Origin of the sequence: Parabacteroides caecihominis (assembly GCF_023656785.1) — a bacterium.
Lineage (GTDB): Bacteria > Bacteroidota > Bacteroidia > Bacteroidales > Tannerellaceae > Parabacteroides > Parabacteroides segnis.
In genome coordinates this window covers 38138-62604 of the sequence record NZ_JAMOKS010000006.1, presented here as the reverse complement: position 1 = coordinate 62604, position 24467 = coordinate 38138, and the positions used below count along the sequence as shown (strand labels likewise).

The following is a 24467-nucleotide window of genomic DNA, read 5'->3' as shown; positions in this document are numbered from 1 at the left end:
TGTCCTGTTTTAGAATTTAAAATCCGGCTTTTTTTTCTATCCGGATGATTTGGTCTGATACCGGATGCCGGAATTCAAGGAACTCCGCATGCAGGTAAAGGCGGTCGGCTCCTTTGCCATATAATTCGTCACCGATAATAGGAGCATTGAGGCCTAGTGGGTGGGAAGCATGTACACGCAACTGGTGCGTCCGTCCTGTAAGCGGATAGAAAGCAATGCGTGTCCGATTCCCGTTGTGGGCAAGAACCTTATATTGGGTAATGGCTGGTTTGCCATGTTCCGTACTCACAATCTGCCGGGGACGATCCATAGGGTCGAGGCAGAGGGGAAGGTCGATAATGCCTTCTTTGGGTATGACTGTTCCGTCAAGCAACGCGGCATAACGCTTTTTTACCATTCGGCTTTTGAACTGTGCCTGTAAGTTCTGATGTACTTCTTTTGTTTTGGCAACCAGTAATATACCGGAGGTTGCCATATCCAAGCGGTGTACTATCATAGGTCCTGTTGCTTCGGGATAACGTGCTTTTAGTCGATGGTAGACAGAGTCTATATCCGCTTTGCCCGGAACAGATAACATTCCGACAGGTTTGTTAATTGCTACCAGCCAGTTATCTTCGAACAGGATTTCGAGTTCCGTGTCACGATGCAAGTCGTTTAGTAGCGGGTTTTCTTCTATATTCAATCCTTGCAGCATGTGCTTTAAAATCGGTTCGCATTTCCCTTTGCAAGCCGGATAGAAATATCCATGATGGCGTATTTCTCTTTTAGGCGAATTGCCCCACCAGAACTCTGCCATAGCAACAGGTTTCAGGTCATGGAGGTAGGCATATTGTAGCAATTTGGGTGCTGCACATTCTCCGGCTCCGGCAGGAGGGACCTGTTGTGTAGTCTCTTTGAAAATTTCACATAAGTTTTTCGTCTCCCCCTTCCCATTTAGTATCCGAAACTGCTCGAAAAGTTGTTGCTGGAGAGCGGCTGAGCGGGTTTTGCGTTCTGTTTTCAGCTGCTCTATCGCCTGGTCTAATTTCTTCGCTTCAGATCGTATGGCGGAAATACGTTCATCCCATTGTTTTTTTAGCCGTTTTAATTCGGCCTTTTGAAACTGGCTTTCACGTACCATGTTTGCCAGTTCGTTTTCATTGGAGGTATGCTTGCGCCTTTCTTCTCGTCTTTGTTGGGCCTCTTTCAGCTCTTCTTTGGCTGTATTGATTGCTTTTTCTGCCTGGTCGATTGTTTCTGCCAGTAGTGTCTTGGTTGCCAGATAGTTTTTATCCGTCTGGGCCTTTTTGATGCGAGCGTTGATAGCAGATATCTGATCTTCTTCGATCCGGAAGAAACCGTTCGGTTGTTGAAGGTCGTAAATGGGAGGGACGAAATAATCATGCAGATTTTTTCCCGCCAGAATACCGGAAAAAGCGGCCAGATAGCCGGTCTCTCCTGTCTGGGTTTGTACGATCAGGACACCGAACATCTTCCCCTGCTCCAGATCACTTTTCCATTCATCCTTGTTTTGCAGATATTTTTGTACCTCGGCTGCTGCCGCTACGCATAAAGGATGAGGTGTGTAATGGAATGGATAAGTAAACTTTTCCGGCAAATGAAAATGCGTAGCCGGAAAAGGTAACTGATGGAACTTGTTCATTTCTGGGATCGGCGCAATATTTTATTCGCTTTTTCTTCACTGGAAAGAAAGCTCAGCGACTTGATGATGTCTTCGTAATTCTCGGAATCGACGATATGCGGGGCCACTATTTCCAATACTTCCAGTTTATCATCATCGAAAGTGTAGATGGACATGAGGCGTATGCACTGTTTACAGGTGAAATTTTTATTGGTAACCCCCATTTCAAGAAGTTCCAGCTGGTCGTCTTTAAACGGTTTCTGTTTGACCTTGTTGTATAATTGCTGAAAGTCTTTTTCGTTTATAGCCCTGGATGGTCTTCTGTGGTCATCCGGGCGGGATGGATAGGGATGTTTTCCATAATCGATATCACCGGGAGGATAAATGGCGACCGGAGGGTTTACCGGATAATTATCACCGTCGAATGAGTTCATATTGCTCACCCTTTCGTTGATAAAGTTGACTATGATGATGGTTGTTTCCGCTGTCAGCGGATTTGTTTTCTTGTATTCCCATTCTTCAACTTGTTCATCGAACCGGCGAAAGTCGGGTTCACCGAGCAAACTGACGACTTCTTTTTTAGCCATCCCTTTTTCAACCTTCATGATAGCACTTTTGCCGGTCATGTAACTTCCGCAACTACAAAAGGATATGGAACTGATGATCAGTGCAAGTGCTATGAATGTTTTTGTTTTCATGATCTTCGAACTTTATATATGTATATTGTTTGTTTGTAGAAAACAAATATATAAAGGAATATCAGATTATGACTACTCTTTAGGGATAAACTTGTTTGGTTTTCGTAATATTCAATATTCCGTCATACATACGATGCAGGCTGATATACCGGCATTTGTTCTTCATCTTGAGCAGTACGACGCGTTCCGTGTATCCGATTTGATCGAAGAAGGAAGGGAAAGATTTTCCGGCGAGTTCTGCTTCCTTAATTCTTTGCTCGTCCATTTCCATGAATTCCTCATGGCTTTTGGCCTTGCGGGAGAGTTCAAACGCAATGTCGATGTCTGAATAATCTGTTTTTTCAGGATCAATATAACTGCCGAATAAAACGATTTTGGAGACTCTATACAGGTAAAACTCATTACTGTTGATCTCTTCGACCCGTTCCATGAATTCCTGAAATAGTTTATCGGCCTTTTCCTTGTTGAGTGGATTGGTATACCGGGCTACACAAAGGGCTTGACCTTTAATGGTCAGTTGATACTTCCCTTTCTTCTTGGCTGATTCGATATATCCTTCGGATAATAAGACATCGATAAGCTCTTTCGTTTTCTCTTTGTTGAGGTCGAATTGCTCGCTTATCATCTCCGGAGATATCAGAGCGGGTCTGATGTGGTCAAAATAATCCCTGATTTTCAGGATAGGAATATCGCAGATTGTCTGTTTGCGTGTCAGTCTCATAATGATATAATTTTATGTTGGGGCAAAGGTACAATCTTTTAAAAGAATAATCGTTTAAAGTTGTTGTTTTTCAATGATGGTCGTGGAGTCTGCTAGCTGTCCCCCCGTCAATTGTTATGTTTTCACCGTTAATGAAATCATTTTCTTCCTGACAAAGGAACAGGCAGATACGGGTTATATCTTCCGGTTTTCCCATTCGTCCGGAAAAGGGTATGGGATGGGTTTCCGGGTCGATCTGGTCGTAATCGTCTGCTTGTATCCAACCTGGAATAATGGAGTTAACCGTTGTATGACAAGGTGATAAAGACATGGCAAGTGTCTGTGTTAATGAGCATATGCCACTTTTAGATGCAGCATATGCTTCACTGCTAAGTCTGTTTGTTGCGTAATGAGTGGACGATATGTTGATAATCCGGCCGTACGGGTTGGGTGTCGTTTGTGATTGACGGTGAATAGCGAGCAGACGGGAGGTAATAAATGCCGGTCTCAGGTTTGCTGATAAAGTCTGGTCGAAATCTTCCACGCTGGTTTCTGTGAGAGAGGCGAATTTACTGATGCCGGCATTGTTGATGATGATATCCAGGTCGCCCCAATCTTCCAGGATATGGCGCATACAGTTTTCAAGAGCTTCTTTATTATTGATATCTACGTGATAAAAAGTGGTACCGGTTTTTTCGGCTGTTTCTTTTCCTGATTCTTCATTCCGGCCACAAAAAGCTACACGGTGCCCGGCCATACGGAACGCCTTGACAATTGTTTTTCCGATACCGTCAGCGCCTCCTGTCACGAAGACTCTGCGCATCTTGTGGGTTGGAGTTGTTTTTTTCTTGCCGTAGCCGCTCTTTGTAGCGGAAGATTTTTGAGACTGATATTCCTGATATTTTCTTTCCAGATAGTTATCTGCCATGATGTTTAGTTTTTTATGATCTGTCTTTATATTATGTCGTAATTGGATGAATTATTTAAGTTTGTGTGACTATATTCGTGGAGCACGAAGCTGCCAGAAAGCTACGGCAGCCGCAGCGGCTACGTTGAGTGAATCGACACCGTGCGACATAGGGATACGGACTACGTAGTCAGCTTCGGCAATTGTTTCCGGTGGAAGTCCGTCTCCCTCGGTACCCATTACGATAGCCAGCTGGGGTTCGGTTGCCAGGACCGGATCATCAATGGAAATAGAGTTGTCCGTGAGCGCCATGGCTACAGTACGAAATCCCAACTTGCCCAAGTCACTGAGAGAACCATCCATCCAGGTCCATGGTACAAGAAAGACTGTTCCCATCGATACTCTGACTGCACGGCGGTTCAACGGGTCACAAGAGTTACGCGTCAGTAATACGGCATCGATTCCAAAGGCAGCTGCCGAACGGAAAATGGCACCGATATTGGTTGTATCAACAACTCCGTCGATAACGACGATGCGTCGGGCTTCCCGGCATACCTCTTCCATACTGCGTACCGCAGGGCGACGCATGGCACAAAGAACACCTCGTGTCAGAACATAGCCGGTCAATGTAGCAAGTAGTTCTCTGCTACCTGTATAGACAGGCAGATTACCACAGCGTTCAATGATCTCGGAAGCATCTCCTGTGATATGTTTATGCTCACACAAAATGGCTAAAGGTTCAAAGCCTGCGTCCAAAGCTCTTGTGATAACCTTTGGACTTTCTACGATGAAAATACCCTTATCAGGCTCGATACGGTTGCGCAACTGAGCTTCGGTGAGGGTACAGAACATCTCAACTCCGGGATGAGATAAAGAGGATATTTCGATAACAGGCATATTCTTATTTATAACTTTCGGTTAGACACACAATCGTTTTATTCATATAACAGGTCGTTTTAACAGGCATTAAACAAGTCTTTAATAAATAGCTACTTTGATGACACCGTCCAGTTTGTTTTCGAAAACACGATATGCCTCCTCTATCTCGTTCAACGGAAAGCGATGGGTGATAAGAGGAGTGGTATCTATCTTACCTTCCTCAATCAGTCTTAGAATCTCTGCACAGTCACAGCCGTCTACTCCACCTGTTTTGAAAATCAAATTCTTACCATACATATCAGGTAAAGGGAAAAGCAGAGGTTTGTCGTAAAGAGCCACAATAGTGACTATCGCATTGGGACGAGCGCACTCCCATGCCATCCGGAAGCTATCTTCAGTCCCTGCCACTTCCAAAACAACATCAGCTCCGCCGTGATCACTGTTTTTGAGTACAAATTCTTTGCAGTTATCAGGTGTCGTTATCAATACATCGGGATAATGTTCACGGACAAACTGAATCCTTTCAGGAGACTTTTCACAGACAATGATACGCTTCGGATTCTTCAGTATTGAGCAGAGCAAAGTGCAAATACCGGTAGGACCGGCACCAATGATGAGGACAGTGTCTTTCTCTGTAATCTCTGAGATACGAGTTGCCCAGAAACCAGTGGCAAGTACATCACCGACAAATAGAGCCTGTTCATCACTGACTGTGCCGGGGATACGGTTCAGTCCTTGATCGGCATAGGGTACTCTGACATATTCCGCCTGCCCGCCGTCGATACGGCAACCTAAGGCCCAACCACCGTTGGGATCGGTACAGTTATTGACATATCCGTGGTGACAAAAGAAACACTCCCCGCAGAAAGTCTCGACATTCACAGTCACTCTGTCGCCGGGTCTGACTGATGTGACATCTGTTCCCACTTTTTCCACGACACCTACCATCTCATGTCCGACTGTTGTTCCGGGTACTGCACGCGGTACACTACCGTGCTTGATATGCAGGTCGCTGGTGCAGATGCTGCCAAGAGTCACACGTACGATTGCATCCCGTGTATCCGTAATTTTGGGTTCCGGTTTGTCTCGTAATTCAAATTTACCTTGTTCAATATATGTGTATGCAAGCATAGTTTTATTTATAGAGCAATTGGATTTTCAGTACAATCTGTTCATTCAGTTCTAATCTGATTTTGAAATAAGACTTCCAAGCTGGGGTGTCTTCTGTAACAAAGATATAAAACAATCTGCTATAAAAAGGTAAAAGGAGATGATTATTCCTCTTGAGATGTTGAAATAGGATAGTGAAATGTTTTCTTGATTTATCTTTATTGCTTTTATGTATTTTAGTTTGTTATAATATCTACAGTATCTACAATTATATTCTATGAGCTTTATAAATAAATGTATTATGCAGTGATTGTAGATGGAAAATAATCTACAACTATTCTTCAATATCTACCACTATATACCTGTTTTTATACATATTTTATTTGCTTTTGGGAAGGATATGTGTTATATTTGGAAGACATTCAAAACAAAAGCAAATATGATAGAAAAGCTCGATTACGCTATGGTCCCGACAGGTTTTGCACATTGTTTTAACGGAAACTGCAAAAGCGCGGACCACTGTTTGCGGCACCAGATTGTCCGTTTTATTCCCGATACACATTGGTCGATCTCTGTTGTGAATCCGGCATGTACCAATTCCGATGGAGATTGTAAGGCCTTTATGGCGGATACTCCCGTGCAATATGCCGTCGGCATGGATCACCTGTTAGACCGGATTCCTTATAAGGAGGCGAAGTGCATCAAGCAACGCTTGCTGATGACGTACGGTAAGAATAAGTTTTATCAGTTTAAGCGCAAAGAAAGAATCTTTTCGCCCGAAGACCAGCATTATATCCAACAAGTTTTTCTTAATAACGGGGTGGAGGAAGAACCAACCTTTGATTCCTGGAAGACAGGCTACCGATGGACAAAGGGATAGGGAGGTACAAAAAGTTTCTTCTGGTGGAAACAATGGTTTTCTGCTGACAAAAATTTTGTTTCCTGCTGAAGAAACTAAAGTTTTCACAGCAATAAACTAAAGTTTTTTCATCAGAAAAACAAATCAATGTCAGTTAGTAATTCTCTCAAACAACATATAAAATGAAGATAACCAAGCAGACAGTCTATCGGGATCGTGTTGTGCAACGGGCGATGGGCATGGAGGAAATTGTAGCATGGATAAAGGACGAACAGACGAGGGAGAAACTTATGCTCTTTCGTGAAAGGCTGAGGCGGGCCTATCCCGACAGGCGTTATTCGTTTACCCGGAAATTACCTCAGTTACTCTTTGCCGGGACTTTCCGGAAAGGCGAATTGAAGGAGTATAATGGTTGGGTATTGCTGGAAATCAATCGGTTGAAGAGCATGGACGAAGCTTTGGACTTGAAACGGAAAATCGTTGAATATCCGCAGACCTTGTTCGCTATGATCGGTTCCAGTGGACGGAGTGTGAAGTTTGTGGTGGCTTATACCTATCCCGACGGGTCGCTTCCGCGTTTGCGGACCGATGCCGAAATTTTTCATGCGCACGCTTACCGGCATGCTCTCAAAACGTATGAACCGCGCCTTTCTTATCCCATCGAACTGAACCGCCCGGCACTGGAACAGGGGTGTCGCCTTAGTTTTGATGCCGATGTGTTTTACAATCCCGATGCGCTTGCCATTCATCTGGAGCAGCCTGTCGCCATGCCTGAAGAAAGTGCCTATCAGGAACGATTTGAAAAACGGATGCCGGTCGAGAGTGCCGGGAAGACGCTTTATGAGCAATATCGTTATGTTGCCATTCAATATGAATTTGCTTTACAACGGGCCCTGGAGGAGTATGGTGATTTGGATCTGAAGGTGGATTTCAAACCTATGTTGGTCACGCTCGGTAAACTCTGTTTTGCAGCCGGGGTGGAGGAGGAAGATTGTGTGAAGTGGACGTTGCTCTATTGGGGGAATCTGATTTCGGAGGTGGAGATACGGGAGACGTTGGGCCATGCTTACCAGTTAGCCCCCGGTTCGGATTTTGGCAGTACACCGCTTCATAAACCTGAGCAGTTACAAGCGTTGAAAATGGAAGAGTTTATGAATCGCCGTTATGATTTTCGTTACAATCTGATGTCCGGCGGACCGGAATATCGGGAGAAAAATACATTCTGTTTCGACTATCGTCCGGTGACGGACCGCGTACTGAACAGTATTGCTCTGAATGCTCAAAAGGAAGGTTTGCAGTTGTGGGACAGGGATGTACGGCGTTTTGTCTTTTCGGACCGTGTCCCGGATTATACGCCCATCGAAGATTATCTGGCCCGTTTACCCGCGTGGGACGGCAAGGACCGTATCCGTCCGCTGGCTGCACGCATTCCGTGCGACAATGTGCGGTGGGAACAGTTGTTTTACACCTGGTTTCTGTCTATGGTGGCGCACTGGCAGGGGCGTGACAAACAGCACGGCAACAGTCTCTCTCCTTTGTTGGTGGGCGGACAGGGATGCGGAAAGTCCACTTTCTGTTTCAATCTGTTACCTCCGGATTTGAATAAGTATTACACGGACAGTATCGATTTCAGCAAAAAACGGGATGCCGAATTGTATCTTACCCGTTTTGGCTTGATAAATATGGATGAGTTCGACCAGGTGAGCGTCAAGCATCAAGGCTTCTTGAAGCATCTGTTGCAGAAGCCGGTAGTCAATCTGCGCAAGCCTTATGCCACACAGGTGGAGTCGGTGAAGCGTTATGCTTCGTTTATTGCCACGAGCAACCATACGGATTTATTGGGTGATCCTTCCGGTAGCCGTCGTTTCATCTGCATTGAGGTGAAGGGGATGATAGACAATGCACAGCCGGTCGAGTATACCCAACTCTACGCGCAAGCTGTGACCGCTCTGAATAATAACGAACGTTACTGGCTGACGCACGAAGAAGAAGCGTTGCAGATGCAGGCGAATGAAGAGTTTCAACAGCGTCCTTTGTTTGAGGATCTGTTCTTTCAATATTATCGTCCGGCCCTACATAAGGAAGAAGGTGTAAAGGCTTCTGCCGGAGAAATTTACCTCTCGTTGCAGAAAAAGAGCGGAGTAAAACTTCCGATGAGTAATGTTTCCGTCTTCGGCCGCTTCCTGAAGAAACTGGGGTTAATGACGCAGCTGGCGAGTAGGGGACGGTTGTATTTGGTGGTTGAAAAGTAGGGAATAGTGGTAGATATGAGTTGATGGTGGTAGATATTTTTTTATCTGCCACCATTGGGGAAATGCTTTGTTGATGAGAGTTTGGGTGAGGAATGGTAGATGTGGTAGAATATTTTTATTACGTCTCTTTTGATATGATTTCCGATATTTTCTGTAATATTGCACTTACGATAAAATTGAATACTGATTATGGATACATTAAGTCTCACGAAAGCAATATCATTGTTCATCCTAACTTTAATACAAAGAGACGATGGACAAAAGAACAAAATTTTGGAGATGCCGGCAAATGGCACGTGTGTTTAGGGTTCGTATGATTCTTTATGCCGCTTATGGACATTGCATTATCCGTGAAGATGGTAGCTGTTATGAACATCCTCATTGGTTTGAATTGGCAAAGGATAAATGGGCGCAGGTTTATAAAACTACGGGAACTCCGTGTAGTTGTTGGATGTGTAGAGGAGCGGAGTATGACCGCAAGGAATATAAGAAAGAAACTTTGCGTATCATCAAAGAATCAGAAGATTAATGTTTAATGAAAAGAAATATGATGTTGAAAGGTAAAACAATTCTTGACGGTTTGTAAGTGTTTAATAGAGCCATGCATTATTATTGGCTTAAAGATCTTACAAACAAATGAGTAGAAGTAGAAAAAAAACTCCTGCCAGTACTATTGCGTGTTGTAAATCGCAAAAGAAGGACAAGCAAATGTGCAATCGTCTTTTTCGTAGTAAATCCAAACAGTATATTCGTGAGGGTAAGGAACTTCCTTACAGGCTTCGTGAAGTGATGAATGTTTGGAGCTTTGCCGGTGACGGTAAAGTTTACTGGGGATATGATTGGCAAGGAGTTGAGAAATTGATGAGAAAGTAATTGAATATCTTCCCTTTTGCGCTTTCGTGCAGAGGGGAAGATGTTTTGAATGACCCTCTGAAACAAATCATTACTTATTTCCCGATGCAAAACTTCCCGAAAATATTCCCCAATATCTCATCATTACTAATCTGTCCCGTAATCTCCCCCAGATAATGCATGCATTCCCTGATATCCTGGCTTAGGAAGTCACCGGAGATATTCATTTCTAGTCCGTTGATTACACGGAGGATGGCTTCGTGGGCTTTTGTTAGGGCTTCGTAGTGGCGGATGTTTGTGACGATGATGTCGTTTTGAGATACTTCGGGTAAAGCGGCGACCTGGATCAGATGCTGCTTGAGTACTTCGGTATTTTCCTGTCGTTTGGCGGAAATATATATACGGTCAGCAAGTATATTGCAGAGCAATTGCTGCTTGATCTTTAGCTCGTCAGACGAAAGCAAGTCGGATTTGTTGAAAACAAGGATCACCTTTTTGTCTTCTGCTTTAGGGATAATCACTTTAGCCAGTTCTTCAATCTGTTCCGCCGGAGTGTTCAGGTCGATCACCCAAAGAACAATGGATGCCTGGCGGAGCTTTTGAAAAGTACGTTCGATACCAAGGCTTTCAATGGTATCGTTGGTTTCGCGGATTCCGGCCGTGTCGATAAAGCGGAAAGTCACTCCCGAGAGATTGATTGTATCTTCTATCACATCGCGGGTTGTTCCGTGGATATCGGAAACGATGGCACGTTCCTCGCCGACGAGTAAATTGAGCAAGGTTGATTTACCGGCGTTTGTCTCTCCGATAATAGCAACCGGAATACCGTTTTTGATGGCGTTTCCGACACTGAATGAATCAGCCAGTTTGCGGATCAGTTGTTCGATGCCAGTTGCCAGTTGCTTCAGATTGGTGCGGTCGGCGAACTCGACGTCTTCTTCGCTGAAATCAAGCTCCAGCTCGATCAATGAAGTGAAATCGAGTAGTTGACTGCGTAGTTTGGTCAATTCATTACTGAAACCGCCGCGCATCTGGTTTATAGCCAGTTTGTGCATACCGGCTGATGTGGATGCGATCAGGTCGGCTACAGCTTCCGCCTGGCTCAGGTCCATCTTTCCATTCAGGAAAGCACGTTGTGTATATTCTCCGGGGAGTGCAGAACGGCATCCCTTTTCAATCAGTAGCTGAAGGATCTGTTGCTGGATATAAACCGAACCGTGACAAGTAATCTCGACAGTGTCTTCTCCTGTAAATGAATGAGGGGCGCGGAAAAGGGCGATAAGTACATCGTCGATCAACTCTTCCCCGCGGCGGATACTACCGTAGCGTAAGGTATAGGCTTTCTGGTTCTGAAGATTCTTTCCCTCTATCTTAGGAGTGAAGATTGTGTCACAAATTGTTATAGCCTCAGTGCCGGATACACGAATAACAGCTACGCCACCGGCTCCGGGGGCTGTCGATACGGCACAGATTGTTTCTTGATTAATCATATATTAGTTGACAGTTGACAGTTGACAGTTGACAGAGATACCAGTGACAAAACTGTCAACTGTCAGCTAAGTTATACGGTTATTAGTTCATATTCCTGAGTTCCCAGTCCGATTTTTTCGGCATGTTCCAGTCCGGCCTGCCAGTTGGTTTCCGGGTGCATGATGTGGAATTTGTCGCATCCTTCCAAATGGTCGTGATGAGGCGAGTCCGAAAGGCGGTTACCAGTCTCCAGGATCGGAGCGTTGATGACTATATCGGCACAGGCTTTATCCAAAGCAACCGGGTCGAATGATGCGGCGATACCCAAGTCGGGTACGATGGCGGCATCATTATGATTCCAGCAATCGCATTCGGGAGAGACATTCATGATAAAACTGATATGGAAATTCGGTTTATCGAGTAGTACTGCTTTTGAATATTCGGCAATTTTATAGTTGAGTCGCTCTGACGTGTCTCCATCACCCATGACTGCTGCGTCATATTGACAAAGGGCAACACACTGGCCGCAACCGACACATTTCTCATAGTCGATTGTTGCTATTTTGTTGCCATCCAGGTGAATGGCGTCATGAGCGCAATGTTTTACACAGATATTACAACTTTTACAGTTTTCGCGGTCTATGATCGGTTGGGAGGCAGAATGTAATTCCAGCTTACCTCCGACACTGGCGCAACCCATGCCCAGGTTTTTCAAAGCACCGCCGAAGCCTGTCTGTTCATGTCCTTTGAAGTGGTTCATGGTCAGTACAATATCTGCATCGACAATGGCAGCTCCGATCTTTGGAGCTTTGCAATATTCACCGTTTATTTCTATTTCGCGGTAATCCGTTCCTTTCAGTCCGTCTGCGATAATCACTTCACATTTGGCTGAGATAGGGTTGAAACCATTTTCCATGGCGCTCTCCAGATGATCTACGGCATTCGAGCGGCGGCCGGAATATAATGTGTTACAATCTGTAAGAAAGGGTTTTGCTCCTAATGAACGAAGCAAAGTCGCCATGCGGGCGGCATAATTGGGGCGGATGTAAGCCAGGTTCCCCGGTTCTCCGAAATGAATCTTAATTGCTACAAACTGATTCTTAAAATCAATGTTTGTAATGCCGGCGCGCTTAACAAGACGCTCCATTTTATCCAGCAAGTTACTGGATGGAGTTGTGCGAAGATTGGTAAAGTAAACTTTTGATTTGTCCATTCTCTTATTGGTTTTTGTCATGCAAATTTACATGTTTATTTATCATAATGTATTACATTTGTATCAAATAGTTTAGTTTATGGACATATACCAAGTAAACCATCAGCAATTACTGAAGGGGATAAGATGCAATTTTCAGCGATATCTTTATAAACAGATACAGTGGGATGATCGTCTGATTGGAATTTTTGGCTCGCAAGGTGTCGGGAAAACAACCTTGCTGCTGCAACGGATAAAACAGGCTTTCGATGATTCGGATAAAGCCTTGTATTTGAATCTGGACAGCATTCTTTTTCAACGGGAGAAAATGGTCAACGTGGCTATGCAGTTCTATAAGGAGGGAGGTACACACCTGTTTTTGGACAGCGTGCATCGTTATGCCGATTGGATGACTGAGACCAGGAAGTTGTTGGATCGTTGTCCGAATCTGAATATTGTTTTTGCTTCTTCTTCGTTACTTCCGGTTTCAAAGGTGAAGAAAGGATTTAAGAACCAAGTGTCTTGTTATACATTGGCTACCATGTCGTTCAGGGAATACCTTTCGTATGAATGTGTCTTGGATTTGCCTCCGGTTTCTCTGGATGATTTGCTGGAAAACCATGTGGAAATATCGAGGAATGTGAACGACCAGATTGTCGTAGCCCCTATCTTCCGTAACTATCTGGAACATGGTTGTTATCCGTTTTATTGGGATGATCCGGATGCTTTTCCATTCCGTTTGCAGGATCGGGTGAGAGAGATGGTCGATGTTGATCTGCCGCCTCTTTATCCGTTGGAATATCGAGAATTGAAGGATATTAAAAGGTTAATGATGTCTATTTCCGGCCAGATACCCGATGTGGCTGACGTTGCCGACTTGGCTACTCAGTTGAAGTTGGAGCGGACAGATGTCAAGCGGTATTTTGATTATCTGACGGATGCGGTTTGCATAAGATATTACCAGTCTAAAAAGCAGACTCAGAGTCGTCTTCAAAAAACTTATATAGGTAATACCAATTTATTGATGGCTTTCGAAGAGGATGTGAATGACCGTGTGGTATTGGGAGAGACTTTCTTTGTCGACCAGTTATCGAATTTTGCAACGGTTGAGTTGTTTGAGAATAATGACTTTCTGATAAACGACAAATATATTTTCATGGTTGGCGATCCGTTGATGGATTATGATCGGATCAAAGAGTTGGATAATGCTTTTGCTGCTATCTACGGTCAACCCAAAAGTCAGAACAACAAACTCCCGATCTGGTTGTTGGGACTTTGTTATTGATGGACTTCTTATAATAAAGTATAGATATGACAGATATAATGAAAAATCGTAGGACTATCCGTAAATATACAGAGCAGGATATTCCCGAAGAGTTGTTGAATGAATTGCTGGAAGTGGCAGCCCGTGCTTCCAATACCGGTAATATGCAGTTATACAGTGTGGTTGTTACCCGTGACCAGTCCAATAAGGAGAAACTGGCTCCGGCTCATTTTAATCAGCCAATGATTACGATGGCTCCGGTTGTGTTGACTTTCTGTGCCGATGCCAACCGTTTTGTGAAATGGGCGGAACAACGGAAAGCGGAAGCCGGGTTTGATAATTTGCAGACTTTCATTGCTTCTACAATTGATGCGATGCTGTTTGCACAGGCTTTCTGTGATGCAGCTGAAGAGAAAGGTTTGGGTATCTGCTATTTGGGAACGACTGCCTATAATGCTGATAAAATTATCGAAGTCTTGTCTTTGCCTCGTTTGGTAGTGCCTATCGTTACTGTAACTGTCGGTTATCCGGCTATGCCGCTGCCGGAACAGGTGGAACGACTCCCTTTGGCTGCCGCGGTTCATCAGGAGACTTATGTAGATTATACTCCGGATATGATAGACGAATTATATGGTGAAAAGGAAGCACTGGAAGTCAATAAACAGTTTGTGAAGGAGAACAATAAGGAAACATTGGCACAGGTGTTTACCGATGTTCGTTATACGAAAAAGAATAATGAGTATTTCTCCGAAGTACTGTTAAAGGTTTTAAAAGATCAGGGATTTATGAAATGATCTTTACCTCATAATGCATAAAAAGTCCGCTTTCTATCACACCAGTGATGGACTTGATTGCATTCTCCAGATTGTCGGGTATATTGTCGAACCATACATCGAGTATCAGATTCCCGTTTTCGGTGATTATCGGACCGTCCTTGCCTTGTGCCATCCGGAGTTTTATGTCAACCGGACTTAATGACCGGAGAGCCTGGTCTGCATGTATCAATGCATCCGGAAAGATTTCTACCGGAACGGGAAAACGTGAACCCAACTTCGAAACCATTTTGGAAGGATCAGCTATAATGAAGGTTTGCGGGCTGGAACTAATCAATAGTTTTTCTTTGAACATGGCACCGCCACGTCCTTTGATCATATTATGATTGGGATCGATTTCGTCCGCCCCGTCAAAAGTCCAGTTCGGTTTGTGTTCAAGCAGGCTTGTCTGGGGGATACCGAGTTTGGCACAAGCCATTTTTATCTCCTGGGAAGTAGGAATGGCGTGGATATGTAACTGTTCGGTCCGGATACGGTCGGCTATTTTTAATAATGCCAGATAAGCTGTTGATCCTGAACCTACGCCGATAATGTCGCCGTCTTTTACCATAGAGGCGATCTTGTCGGCTACTTTTTGTTTTTCTTCCCGGTTGGAAATCTCTTTACCCCATTCCAACGAATCGATGATTGTTTTCTCCCAGTTCATAATGTGTTGATCAGATGCGTTCCAATACCGTTTCAATCAATCCGGTTAATGACCCTTTATAATTGGTGTTCATGTTCTTGTCTACCCGGCCGGCAATGATGCAGCAAACTGTCATGGCGCGATGTCCCATCAGGGCGGCAAGACCGGCAAGCGAAGAACTTTCCATCTCGAAGTTCGTGATTTGTCTTCCATTATAATTGAATGCTTCAATCTTTTCATTCAATTTGGGGTCGGCGAGAGGCAGACGGAGTTCACGGCCCTGCGGTCCATAAAATCCGTTTGCAGCTATCGTCACGCCACGGATAATATCGTTTCCGGTGATTTGTTCGATCAGGGAATGATCGGCAGGTACAACATAAGGAGAAAGGCCGGACAGTTTCCAGTCCAATTGTTCCTTCAAGGCAGTCTCAAAAGCTATATCCCTGACACGTTCGGTATTTGCATAGAAGTAAATGACACCGTCGAAACCGATAGATTTTTCAGCAGCAACATACGTGCCGACAGGAACAAACGGTTGCAGACCTCCCGATGTCCCGACACGAACCAAAGTCAATTGTTTGAATGCCGGTTTTACGGTACGGGTGGAGAAGTCGATATTAGCCAGTGCATCCAGTTCGTTCAGTACAATATCTATATTGTCCGTTCCGATGCCGTGGGATACAACTGTGATACGTTTTCCTTTATAGGTACCAGTTATAGTGTGAAACTCCCGGCTGGATACTTCGCATTCTTGTGTGTCGAAGTAAGAGGCAACGGTTGACACCCGGTCGGGGTCGCCTACCAGGACTACTCTGTCTGCCAGCTGTTCCGGCTTAAGATGCAGATGGAATACGCTTCCATCTGCATTTATAATTAATTCGGATTCGGGAATTACTCTCATCTGATTAGTCTTTAAGCGGTTTTGAAGGAGCACTGGTCGGTCTGGCTATTGCTTCACGCATAGATGTATCGGCATCAATGTTCTTCATCTTATAATAATCCATGATACCCATGTTTCCGGAGCGGAAGGCTTCTGCCATTGCTTTCGGAACTTCTGCCTCTGCTTCGATCACTTTGGCGCGGGCTTCCTGAGCTTTTGCTTTCATTTCCTGTTCCAGGGCAACAGCCATTGCACGGCGTTCTTCGGCTTTAGCCTGGGCGATGTTCTTATCGGCCTGTGCCTGGTCCATCTGAAGGAATGCACCGATGTTCTTACCTATGTCGATATCCGCAATATCGATGGACAGGATTTCAAAAGCCGTACCGGCATCAAGCCCCTTGCGGAGTACCAGCTTGGAGATTGAATCCGGGTTTTCCAATACTGTTTTATGGCTTTCGGATGAACCGATGGATGATACGATACCTTCACCGACACGGGCAAGGATGGTCTCTTCACCGGCACCACCGACCAACTGTTTGATGCTGGCACGAACGGTTACACGGGCTTTGGCAATCAGCTGGATACCATCTTTCGCAACGGCAGTTACAGGAGGAGTATCGATCACTTTCGGGTTAACCGACATCTGGACGGCTTCGAATACGTCACGGCCTGCCAGGTCGATAGCGGTTGCCATCTGGAAAGGCAGGTCTATATTTGCTTTGGAGGCAGATACCAGTGCATGAACCACTTTCTCAACATGTCCGCCTGCCAGATAGTGTGCTTCCAGTTCATCACGGGTCAGCGACTTCAGACCGGCTTTGTGTGCTTCGATCATGGCACGGGCGATAACATAAGGAGGTACATTACGGATACGCATCAAAAACAGCTGTATCAGCGAGATGTTTACACCCGATACTTTGGCCGAGATCCATAGCAGGAACGGCACATAGTAAAAGAAAATTGCCAGCAGCAATACCGCTGCACCCAGTAGGATAAAAGGCAAATAGTTCAATTCTTCCATATAAATTTAATTAAGCGTGAATATCTGTTTGTTCTTTTCTCTTAACCAATACGTTATAACCGTCGACACGCAGTACTTCGACCGGCGTGTTTTCGTCTATCAATTCATCCATCGACTTCGCCTCGACGGTGATGCCCTTGATACGTGCTTTGCCGATAGGGGCAAGGCGTGAAAGGGTGATACCTTCGTCACCCGGTTCGATGCCCAGGTCACGGCTTGAAGTCAGTTTGGAGTCGACATCCGTTTTCAGGGCGACCTTGTTGAATGACCGGGCACGTAATAACCATACAAATGAGGCGGCAAAGGCTGTTAATGACAGGAACAATGTGATATGTCCGGCCGTTTCACCTACCGTATAGGCATAAATGACGCCTGATGCCGCGAAAAGAAATCCTCCGACACCGGCAATTGTTATTCCCGGCAAAAGGAATATTTCCAGCAGGATAAGCACGATGGCTACCAGCATCAAAAAGACAATAATGGTTATTTCCCAGATCATAATAGTCGCGGTTGAATTATCTGTTACTTTTTAAATAGTTTATCTCCGTATTACGAGCTTTCTTCTCCAACTCTTCAGGCTGGTCGAGCAGACTGTTCAATTGCTCTTCCGCTTCAAGAATTGCCGGTTTCAACTGTTCCTTCTTTGCACTGTTCCCGGAAGAATAGGAGGCTCTGAGGTCGGCCAGTTTATCATTCAGTTCTTTTATCTGTTTGTTCAGTGAAACAACTTTTCCATAGTAACTCTTTGCTTCCGGACTTTTGATATCGTCCAGTTTATAGTAAACCAGGCTGTTGTTTATCACGAACTCGAAATCTTTTTCGATTTTCGCTTCCCCGTAAGGTATTTCTTTATGGGCCAGTTCGACCAGATTGCTGTAGTCGCTTCCCGGTTTCCATGAGTCCTGAATGGAAGTGATGGCGGCACGGGCACGTTTCATTTCGATATCTTCACTTTCTACGCGGCTGTGTTCATTGTTCGGGATGAACAGGTAAACGCATACTTTATCTTCGGGCTGGAAGCGGTCTGAAACGAACCATCCCAACTCCTTGGTCTCATCATACACCATCATATAATCATTGAACGGTGAGTTGAAAGGCATGCTTAACTGCTCCGGTGCCAGATAAGTATCGGAGTTGATGTTGTAGCGCGTAACAAACAGGTCGTATCCTCCCAATGAACCGTTTCCCTGAGAGGCATAGTAGATGGTGACTCCGTCAGACAAAGCGAAAGGATAATTATCGTCGTTATTGCTGTTGATATTCATCGGCAACTGTTTTTCATCCCCCCATTTGTCCATCAATCTGGACTGGGTGAAAAGACAGTATCGGTCGTTATCTGTTGCATGGGCATAATAAATCTTGTCGCCTTTCTGGTTCATATAAACCGTTGAGGATACAGGTTCATTTGTCTGGAAGAAATCTTTGAAAGATGTCAATGTGCCGCTTTCTTCGCTCAGTGTATAAGCTGCCAGAAAATCATCTTTGTCGACAACGATGCTGTCTATAATCTGTACATCTTCCGTTTTTTCCATCATCCGGTGGGCGTTCTCAGCCAGGCTGAGTTTTTCTTCGAATGCTTGTGTGTCCTGTTTCTTTTTAGTCAGCAGGTCGATGTACTCTTCCATCATTTCCGCCGCTTCATCAAAACGGTAGGTCTGATAATAAACATCCGACAGATAGCGATAAGCGTCCTGAACTTTGCGCTTGACTGCCACTTTCAGATGTTTTTCGGCACCGGCCAGATCTCCGGTCTCGTAACAACACACACCATACCAATGATTATAGGACGAGTTACTGGGAGCTTGTTTCACCAGTTTTTCGAAAGCAGGTTTAGCTTCAGCGTATTGCCCTTCGTTGTATAGTTTTTTGGCCTGGTCCAGGCTCTGTGCCTGCAGGCTGCAGCAAAGAAATGTAATTCCAATTGTGTAAAACAGTTTTTTAGATAACCGGCTCATTGTCTCTTGTTATGATATAATTATACTGATTCAAAGATAATAATATTTTTAGTTAAGCGTACAATTCATTGGATAAATATCTATTTTTGTGCCCGATTTAGAGTAGATATGGCAAAGCTGACAGCAGAAGAACTCCTGTTCCGGAAAATAGAAGAGAAAGTGAAGAGGGCAATTTTCGAATATAGCCTGATCGCAAATGGCGACCGCATCCTGATCGGATTGTCGGGCGGAAAGGATTCGCTGGCCCTTGTCGACCTGCTGGGACGCCGTTCAAAAATCTATAATCCCCGCTTTGAAGTGGTCGTGGCGCATGTGGTGATGACGAATATTCCTTATTGCTCGGATGCGGAGTATCTGAAAAGCTGTGCCGATGAACACGGGTTGCCGTTTATTATTCACGAAACGAGTTTCGACGCTTCTACCGATACACGTAAGTCTCCTTGTTTTCTTTGTTCCTGGACACGGCGAAAGGCCTTGTTCGATATAGCCAAGAAGTATAATTGCAATAAGATCGCCCTGGGGCATCATCAGGATGATATTATCGAAACATTACTGATGAATATAACCCATCAGGGGGCTTTCGGGACTATGCCTCCGCGGTTGAAGATGGATAAGTTCGATATGGAGATCATCCGTCCGATGTGCTTGGTTGAAGAAAAAGAACTGGTCCGTATTGCCGAATGGAAAGGGTATCGTAAACAAATAAAGAACTGTCCGTATGAGTCCGGTTCCAGCCGTTCGGATATGAAAGAGGTCCTGGCCCGGCTCGAAGCTATAAATCCGGAAGCACGTTACAGCATCTGGAACAGTATGTCGAATGTACAACAGGATTATCTTCCTCAAAAAAATAGATAAGTTATGCAGGGTTTTTATACTATTCTGTTATTGGTCGTATCAAATATTTTTATGACATGTGCCTGGTACGGTCACCTAAAGATGAAACAGCAGTTCAGTTGGTTCGAACATTTGCCGTTGATCGGTGTAATCTTATTCAGTTGGTTTCTCGCTTTCTTCGAATATTGTTTTCAGGTACCGGCAAACCGAATGGGATTCAGGGAGAATGGCGGACCGTTCAATCTGATACAATTGAAAGTAATACAGGAGGTTATTACGCTTGTCGTATTCGTGGCTTTCAGTGCGATCGCCTTTAAAGGAGAATCGTTTAAATGGAATCATGCGCTGGCTTGCCTATTTCTGGTGGCGGCAGTATACCTGGTATTTAAGAAATAAATAAGTAATCGGCATAAAATGAACCCACCTCGGGAATTCATTCATTGGATGAATGTATTTCTGAAGGTGGGTTCGTTGTATGGGGAAGGTTATTTTGACTATTTTACATCAATACCGACTTACGCTTTAAAATAGCGACTAAATTCTCTGGACGATCGACTTGCTTCCACAATTTTACGGGAGCGATAGTTATAACCTCCCAACCTTGTGTTCCCAATTTACTTCAACATTTTTCTTCCCTCAACCTCTGCCAGAACCTGCATTTGTTGAATAGCAATCTTGTTCAATTTTATCAGTCGTTCACGTTGTGGAACTCCCTCATTAATAAATACAGCATTAAGGTTTTCCATATTTGACAGACAAATCAACTCATTTATCGTTGCGTAGTCGCGGATATTGCCTTTGAGATCTGGATTAGTCTCCCGCCAATCCTTTGCCGTCACTCCGAACAGTGCCATATTCAGCACGTCAGCTTCGCTAGCGTAAATAATCGAAGTTTGTTTTGCTGTGAGTTCGGCAGGAATCAAATTGTGCTTAATGGCGTCTGTATGAATGTGGTAATTGATTTTTGCTAATTCTCGCTTCGCAGACCAACCAAGCGTTTTTTGCTCCTCGATTTTCAGTCGTTTGAACTCCGTAACGGTATAGTTCAAATTCTGCCGAAATCCATGCTGCAAATTTAAAGGCAATATCAGAATGGGCATATGTCCCTCCGCCATAGCGTCCAGATTTTGAGGTCATCCCAATGGCATTTGTTTCGCTGATCCACTTTTGAGGCGACATCCAGAAATGAGGCTTTGCCGATTCGTTTTTAAACCCCTCATAAATGTGGGGGTTAAAACTCGGATTGTTCAGCATTTCCCACAGACCGATATATTCGATCGTGCTGTAAGTCCTTAACCACAAGCTGATTATCTGTGAAGGGTTCTCCGCATCTCGAATTTTAGCAATGTCGGTTAGCGAGATATAATCCTCCTGATCTTTCTTGTAAAAGACTATTTCTGTATTCTTTACCGTTATTTTATTCATATTATAGTTGCTATTTCCATCAAATTTAGCAAATATCTGTGAACCAGCTATGATTATCTCTTAATACCTTTGTTTTTATTCGATCCTGGTTTTGTAGAAGGCAGTATATCCCTCTGACTTTCTTTTGCGTGGGTGGGATGGGCTTAATTTAGAATTCAACTATCATACTATCATAATTTGATGTAATATGCGTATAATGAGTGTGTTAGTCTATGATGGTTGTTGCTGTTGACTATCATTTATCTATCATGCAACGATCATATTTACATTGTTTTAACTAAACTATCGTTCCTATATCTATTAAAAAGCCTCTACCTTAAAGTCTTTTTTGCCGAAATATATAGACTTATTTCATCGAAACAACTATTTATTGTTGTCAGGATGCCCGTTTTATCCTGTTTGACACCCGGATGTTGACGATGCTCAGACCCGGGTGTTGGCAACCTTGAGACCCGGGTCTCGAACAACATAAGTAATTACTTCCTTGAAAATAAACAATATACTTCAACAAAAAAAGAAGCTTACACTGGGCTTTTGGATAAGGCTATGATAGTTGCCTGATAGTTATATGATAGTTAATAATAACAACTGTCATAGGGTAATAGTCTTGTAGTTAGTGTCTTATGATTTTAAATGATAGTATGATAGTTGGTTTGATAAATCGTTTGAAGAAAGCATTCCATCCTTAACATGCTATTGGTTTTTTATTATCCCATCCAGATACCGTAATATTTCTGTTTCTTCGTCCGGATGAAACCATTTGATCTCTTCATCCCGCTTAAACCAGGTCATTTGTTTGCGGGCATAGACACGGGAGTTGCGTCTTATTTTCTCTATGGCCAGGTCGAGCGGCCATTCTCCGTCGAAATAGTTGAACAGTTCTTTATAGCCGACCGTATTGAGGGAGTTCAGGTGGCGGAAAGGGTAGACTTTACGCGCTTCTTCCAGCAGGCCGTCAACCATCATCTGGTCGACACGGCGGTTGATACGGTCGCGTAATTCTTCGCGGTCGCGTGTCAGTCCCACTTTAATGATTTTGAAAGGGCGTTCTTTCTTTATATTGGTGCGGAAAGAAGAATAAGGCTTTCCCGTCATCCGGCATATCTCGACGGCATGGATTACCCGTTTGTAGTTCATCCGGTCTACTTCTTCATAATGGACAGGGTCGGATTCTTTTAACTCCTGTAGGATATTTTCCAGTCCTTCACGCTCGAACTGGGCGTAAATAGCCTCACGTATATCGGGGGTGACGGTTGGAATATCGTCAATGCCTTTACATACGGCGTCGATGTACATCATGGAACCGCCTGTCATTACAACGGTGGGAGTTGTGCGGTGGAGTGTTTCCAGGAGGGAGATTACGTCTTCTTCAAAGTTACTGGCACTGTAATAATCGGTCAGGTCCAGTGTCCCGACCATATAATGTTTTACTCTTGCCATTTGTTCGGCGGTGGGGGCTGCCGTTCCGATAGGAAGGTCTTTATAGAGCTGACGGGAGTCGGAGGAAATAATAGGCGAACCGAAATGTTCTGCTACGCGCAAACTCAGTTCGGTCTTTCCGACTCCTGTCGGCCCGAGTAATATGACAAGAGAATTCATCAATTAAAAACGCTCGTCGTCGTATGGGTTTTCCATCGGTACGTCGCCTAAGCCTTCGAAACCGCCTTTGTCCAGTTCGTCGATGTCGTATTCCGAGTCACCGTAAAAGTCTTCGCCGATCTCTGTGCTTCCGTTTTTGGTTTCGAACTGTTCAAAGTCTACTGTTTGAGCAGGTGCAATACCAATAGATTTGCTGACGATTGCTTTGTCGAGATCTTTGCCCGGCTCTATTTCGCGGAGTTCCATGAAGAAAGCACGTTCGGTCATATAGTCGAAAACGAACATAAGTTTCTGGTGTTCGTCTTCAAGCAATTCTTCCAGACGAGTTTCAGCCATTATATAGTTATCCACTTCCGAAGTGGTGTCCATTTCTACTAATGTAATTTCCGTATTTTTGCTCCAATCGTCGTCACAAATAAAGAAAGAGCACATCTGATCTTTCGTGTAGCCAACCGACTCAAGGATGGCGTCGTGCAGATCAAGGAAAGTTGCTTCCGCATCAATCTTGATTTCGCGTTTGAAGTCATCTACTTCATCTGATAGAATGAGGAATCTAAATACCATAGTCTTTTTAGTTTTTTGTTGGTTCAAAAGTAGTAAAATAAAAATAATGTGCCAATAAAATAATATGCCAATATGCCAAGAAAAATACTATCTGTTGATATTTTCATTGGCGTATTGGCATATTGCCTGATTGGCAGATTATTATTCGTCGATCGAACCTCTTACGATACCGCGTTCGGAAGTCTTGATAAAGTTGAGTATCAAGTCTCTTTCTTCGCTGGCTTCGTATTCGGTTTCGATAGCCTTGATGGCTTCCGTATTATTCAGGCCACGGGTATATAACGTACGGTAGATATCCTGTATCAGGAATACCTGCTGGTTGGTGAATCCACGGCGGCGTAATCCTACGATATTGATGCCACAGTAAACAATCGGGTCGCGGCCGATCAACGTATAAGGCGGAATATCTTTACCGATACGGGAACCGCCCTGTACCATCACGTGTTTCGATATGCGGGTAAACTGGTGGACCAGGCTGCCGCCGCTGACAATAGCAAAATCGTCAATCTCCACTTCTCCGGCTATCTGAGATGCGTTCCCGAGGATAATATGATCTTTCAGTACGCAATCGTGTGCGATATGGGAATATGCCATAATCAGGCAATCGCTTCCGACTATGGTCTTTCCCTTTGATGCTGTTCCCCGGTTGATAGTGACACACTCGCGGATCGTCGTATTTTTTCCGATTTCAGCGGTGGTCTGCTCTCCTTTGAACTTGAGATCTTGTGGAATACCGGCAATTACAGCTCCCGGGAAGATGGAACAGTTGTCTCCGATCCTTGCCCCGTCGAGAATGACTGCATGTGAATAAATATGACAATTGTCGCCTATTACTACATCCTTTTCAATCACTGCAAAAGGATCTATCGTTACATTCTGACCGATCTTTGCTTCGGGATGAACGACTGCTAAAGGGGATTGATTCAT

General features: G+C 44.3%; 25 protein-coding genes and 1 pseudogene. 8 read left to right on the top strand and 18 right to left on the bottom strand.

What is annotated here, in order from left to right:
- Window positions 1-16: 16 nt before the first annotated feature.
- From NBH14_RS06215 to NBH14_RS06190, 6 genes are all read right to left on the bottom strand, one after another.
- Window positions 17-1642 (bottom strand): RluA family pseudouridine synthase, encoded by a 1626-nt coding sequence (locus tag NBH14_RS06215; RefSeq protein WP_186958284.1) that lies wholly within the window; start codon window positions 1640-1642, stop codon window positions 17-19.
- Window positions 1639-2319 (bottom strand): DUF4476 domain-containing protein, encoded by a 681-nt coding sequence (locus NBH14_RS06210; RefSeq protein WP_186958283.1) that lies wholly within the window; start codon window positions 2317-2319, stop codon window positions 1639-1641. Before NBH14_RS06210 ends, NBH14_RS06215 begins: the two co-directional genes overlap by 4 nt.
- 79 nt (window positions 2320-2398) lie before the next feature.
- On the bottom strand, window positions 2399-3040 hold the full coding sequence (locus tag NBH14_RS06205; RefSeq protein WP_128134589.1) for a nucleotidyltransferase domain-containing protein: 642 nt from the start codon (window positions 3038-3040) through the stop codon (window positions 2399-2401).
- Between the two features lie 70 nt (window positions 3041-3110).
- Complete coding sequence (locus tag NBH14_RS06200) at window positions 3111-3947, bottom strand: SDR family NAD(P)-dependent oxidoreductase (protein WP_186958282.1); 837 nt, start codon at window positions 3945-3947, stop codon at window positions 3111-3113.
- 69 nt (window positions 3948-4016) lie between these two features.
- A complete protein-coding gene (locus NBH14_RS06195) occupies window positions 4017-4823 on the bottom strand; it encodes a TrmH family RNA methyltransferase (protein ID WP_186958281.1) in 807 nt (268 codons plus the stop codon).
- 81 nt (window positions 4824-4904) lie between these two features.
- Window positions 4905-5936, bottom strand: coding sequence for an alcohol dehydrogenase (locus tag NBH14_RS06190; RefSeq protein ID WP_186958280.1), 1032 nt, complete (start codon window positions 5934-5936; stop codon window positions 4905-4907).
- A gap of 418 nt (window positions 5937-6354) precedes the next feature.
- Between NBH14_RS06190 and NBH14_RS06185 the strand changes: the two genes are divergently transcribed.
- The 4 genes from NBH14_RS06185 (at window position 6355) to NBH14_RS06170 (ending at window position 9899) form a co-directional block, all read left to right on the top strand.
- A complete protein-coding gene (locus NBH14_RS06185; RefSeq protein ID WP_128135741.1) occupies window positions 6355-6795 on the top strand; it encodes a DUF6078 family protein in 441 nt (146 codons plus the stop codon).
- A gap of 161 nt (window positions 6796-6956) precedes the next feature.
- Window positions 6957-9026, top strand: a complete 2070-nt coding sequence (locus tag NBH14_RS06180; protein ID WP_186958279.1) for a BT4734/BF3469 family protein — start codon at window positions 6957-6959, stop codon at window positions 9024-9026.
- A 253-nt stretch (window positions 9027-9279) separates the two neighbouring features.
- Window positions 9280-9555 (top strand): hypothetical protein, encoded by a 276-nt coding sequence (locus NBH14_RS06175; protein ID WP_186958278.1) that lies wholly within the window; start codon window positions 9280-9282, stop codon window positions 9553-9555.
- Window positions 9556-9662: 107 nt separating this feature from the next.
- The gene (locus tag NBH14_RS06170) at window positions 9663-9899 is read left to right on the top strand and encodes a hypothetical protein (protein ID WP_233567603.1); all 237 of its coding nucleotides are present in this window, start codon (window positions 9663-9665) and stop codon (window positions 9897-9899) included.
- Window positions 9900-9973: 74 nt separating this feature from the next.
- Here the strand turns inward: NBH14_RS06170 and mnmE are convergent, their stop codons facing one another.
- Both mnmE and NBH14_RS06160 read right to left on the bottom strand, forming a co-directional pair.
- Window positions 9974-11365 carry a tRNA uridine-5-carboxymethylaminomethyl(34) synthesis GTPase MnmE gene (mnmE, locus tag NBH14_RS06165; protein WP_186958378.1) on the bottom strand — a complete coding sequence of 464 codons (1392 nt, stop codon included), beginning with the start codon at window positions 11363-11365 and terminating at the stop codon, window positions 9974-9976.
- 74 nt (window positions 11366-11439) lie between these two features.
- Complete coding sequence (locus tag NBH14_RS06160) at window positions 11440-12561, bottom strand: DUF362 domain-containing protein (RefSeq protein ID WP_128135745.1); 1122 nt, start codon at window positions 12559-12561, stop codon at window positions 11440-11442.
- A gap of 79 nt (window positions 12562-12640) precedes the next feature.
- On the opposite strand from NBH14_RS06160, the gene NBH14_RS06155 reads away from it, so the two are divergent.
- A complete protein-coding gene (locus tag NBH14_RS06155) occupies window positions 12641-13825 on the top strand; it encodes an AAA family ATPase (protein ID WP_128133662.1) in 1185 nt (394 codons plus the stop codon).
- Window positions 13826-13851: 26 nt separating this feature from the next.
- Window positions 13852-14598 (top strand): nitroreductase family protein, encoded by a 747-nt coding sequence (locus tag NBH14_RS06150; protein WP_186958182.1) that lies wholly within the window; start codon window positions 13852-13854, stop codon window positions 14596-14598.
- Here NBH14_RS06150 and rpiA read toward each other — a convergent pair.
- Genes rpiA through NBH14_RS06125 form a run of 5 tightly spaced genes read right to left on the bottom strand, consistent with a single transcriptional unit; the run spans window position 14588 to window position 19118 of the window.
- On the bottom strand, window positions 14588-15283 hold the full coding sequence (gene rpiA / locus NBH14_RS06145) for a ribose 5-phosphate isomerase A (RefSeq protein WP_186958181.1): 696 nt from the start codon (window positions 15281-15283) through the stop codon (window positions 14588-14590). The two genes, NBH14_RS06150 and rpiA, sit on opposite strands and share 11 nt — an antisense overlap.
- 10 nt (window positions 15284-15293) lie before the next feature.
- The gene (locus NBH14_RS06140; protein WP_186958180.1) at window positions 15294-16163 is read right to left on the bottom strand and encodes a nucleoside phosphorylase; all 870 of its coding nucleotides are present in this window, start codon (window positions 16161-16163) and stop codon (window positions 15294-15296) included.
- Between the two features lie 4 nt (window positions 16164-16167).
- The gene (gene floA, locus NBH14_RS06135) at window positions 16168-17163 is read right to left on the bottom strand and encodes a flotillin-like protein FloA (RefSeq protein WP_128133658.1); all 996 of its coding nucleotides are present in this window, start codon (window positions 17161-17163) and stop codon (window positions 16168-16170) included.
- A gap of 10 nt (window positions 17164-17173) precedes the next feature.
- Window positions 17174-17662, bottom strand: a complete 489-nt coding sequence (locus NBH14_RS06130) for an NfeD family protein (protein ID WP_007653913.1) — start codon at window positions 17660-17662, stop codon at window positions 17174-17176.
- Window positions 17663-17678: 16 nt separating this feature from the next.
- Window positions 17679-19118, bottom strand: coding sequence for a tetratricopeptide repeat protein (locus NBH14_RS06125; protein ID WP_128133657.1), 1440 nt, complete (start codon window positions 19116-19118; stop codon window positions 17679-17681).
- A gap of 108 nt (window positions 19119-19226) precedes the next feature.
- Between NBH14_RS06125 and NBH14_RS06120 the strand changes: the two genes are divergently transcribed.
- Window positions 19227-19973 (top strand): tRNA 2-thiocytidine biosynthesis TtcA family protein, encoded by a 747-nt coding sequence (locus NBH14_RS06120; protein WP_186958179.1) that lies wholly within the window; start codon window positions 19227-19229, stop codon window positions 19971-19973.
- 3 nt (window positions 19974-19976) lie between these two features.
- A complete protein-coding gene (locus NBH14_RS06115) occupies window positions 19977-20348 on the top strand; it encodes a DMT family protein (protein ID WP_186958178.1) in 372 nt (123 codons plus the stop codon).
- Between the two features lie 103 nt (window positions 20349-20451).
- On the opposite strand, the gene NBH14_RS28775 is transcribed toward NBH14_RS06115, so the two are convergent.
- The 5 genes and pseudogenes from NBH14_RS28775 to lpxA all read right to left on the bottom strand — a co-directional run bounded on the left by NBH14_RS28775 (window position 20452) and on the right by lpxA (window position 24467).
- Window positions 20452-20565, bottom strand: coding sequence for a DUF4177 domain-containing protein (locus NBH14_RS28775; protein WP_350464042.1), 114 nt, complete (start codon window positions 20563-20565; stop codon window positions 20452-20454).
- Window position 20566: 1 nt separating this feature from the next.
- A pseudogene (locus NBH14_RS06110) lies at window positions 20567-21377 on the bottom strand (KilA-N domain-containing protein).
- 693 nt (window positions 21378-22070) lie between these two features.
- Window positions 22071-22976 (bottom strand): tRNA (adenosine(37)-N6)-dimethylallyltransferase MiaA, encoded by a 906-nt coding sequence (gene miaA, locus NBH14_RS06105; protein ID WP_186958177.1) that lies wholly within the window; start codon window positions 22974-22976, stop codon window positions 22071-22073.
- Window positions 22977-22979: 3 nt separating this feature from the next.
- Window positions 22980-23540, bottom strand: a complete 561-nt coding sequence (locus NBH14_RS06100) for an IS1096 element passenger TnpR family protein (RefSeq protein ID WP_128133654.1) — start codon at window positions 23538-23540, stop codon at window positions 22980-22982.
- A 141-nt stretch (window positions 23541-23681) separates the two neighbouring features.
- Entirely contained in the window at window positions 23682-24467 is a 786-nt protein-coding gene (gene lpxA, locus NBH14_RS06095; protein ID WP_007653902.1) for an acyl-ACP--UDP-N-acetylglucosamine O-acyltransferase, read from the bottom strand.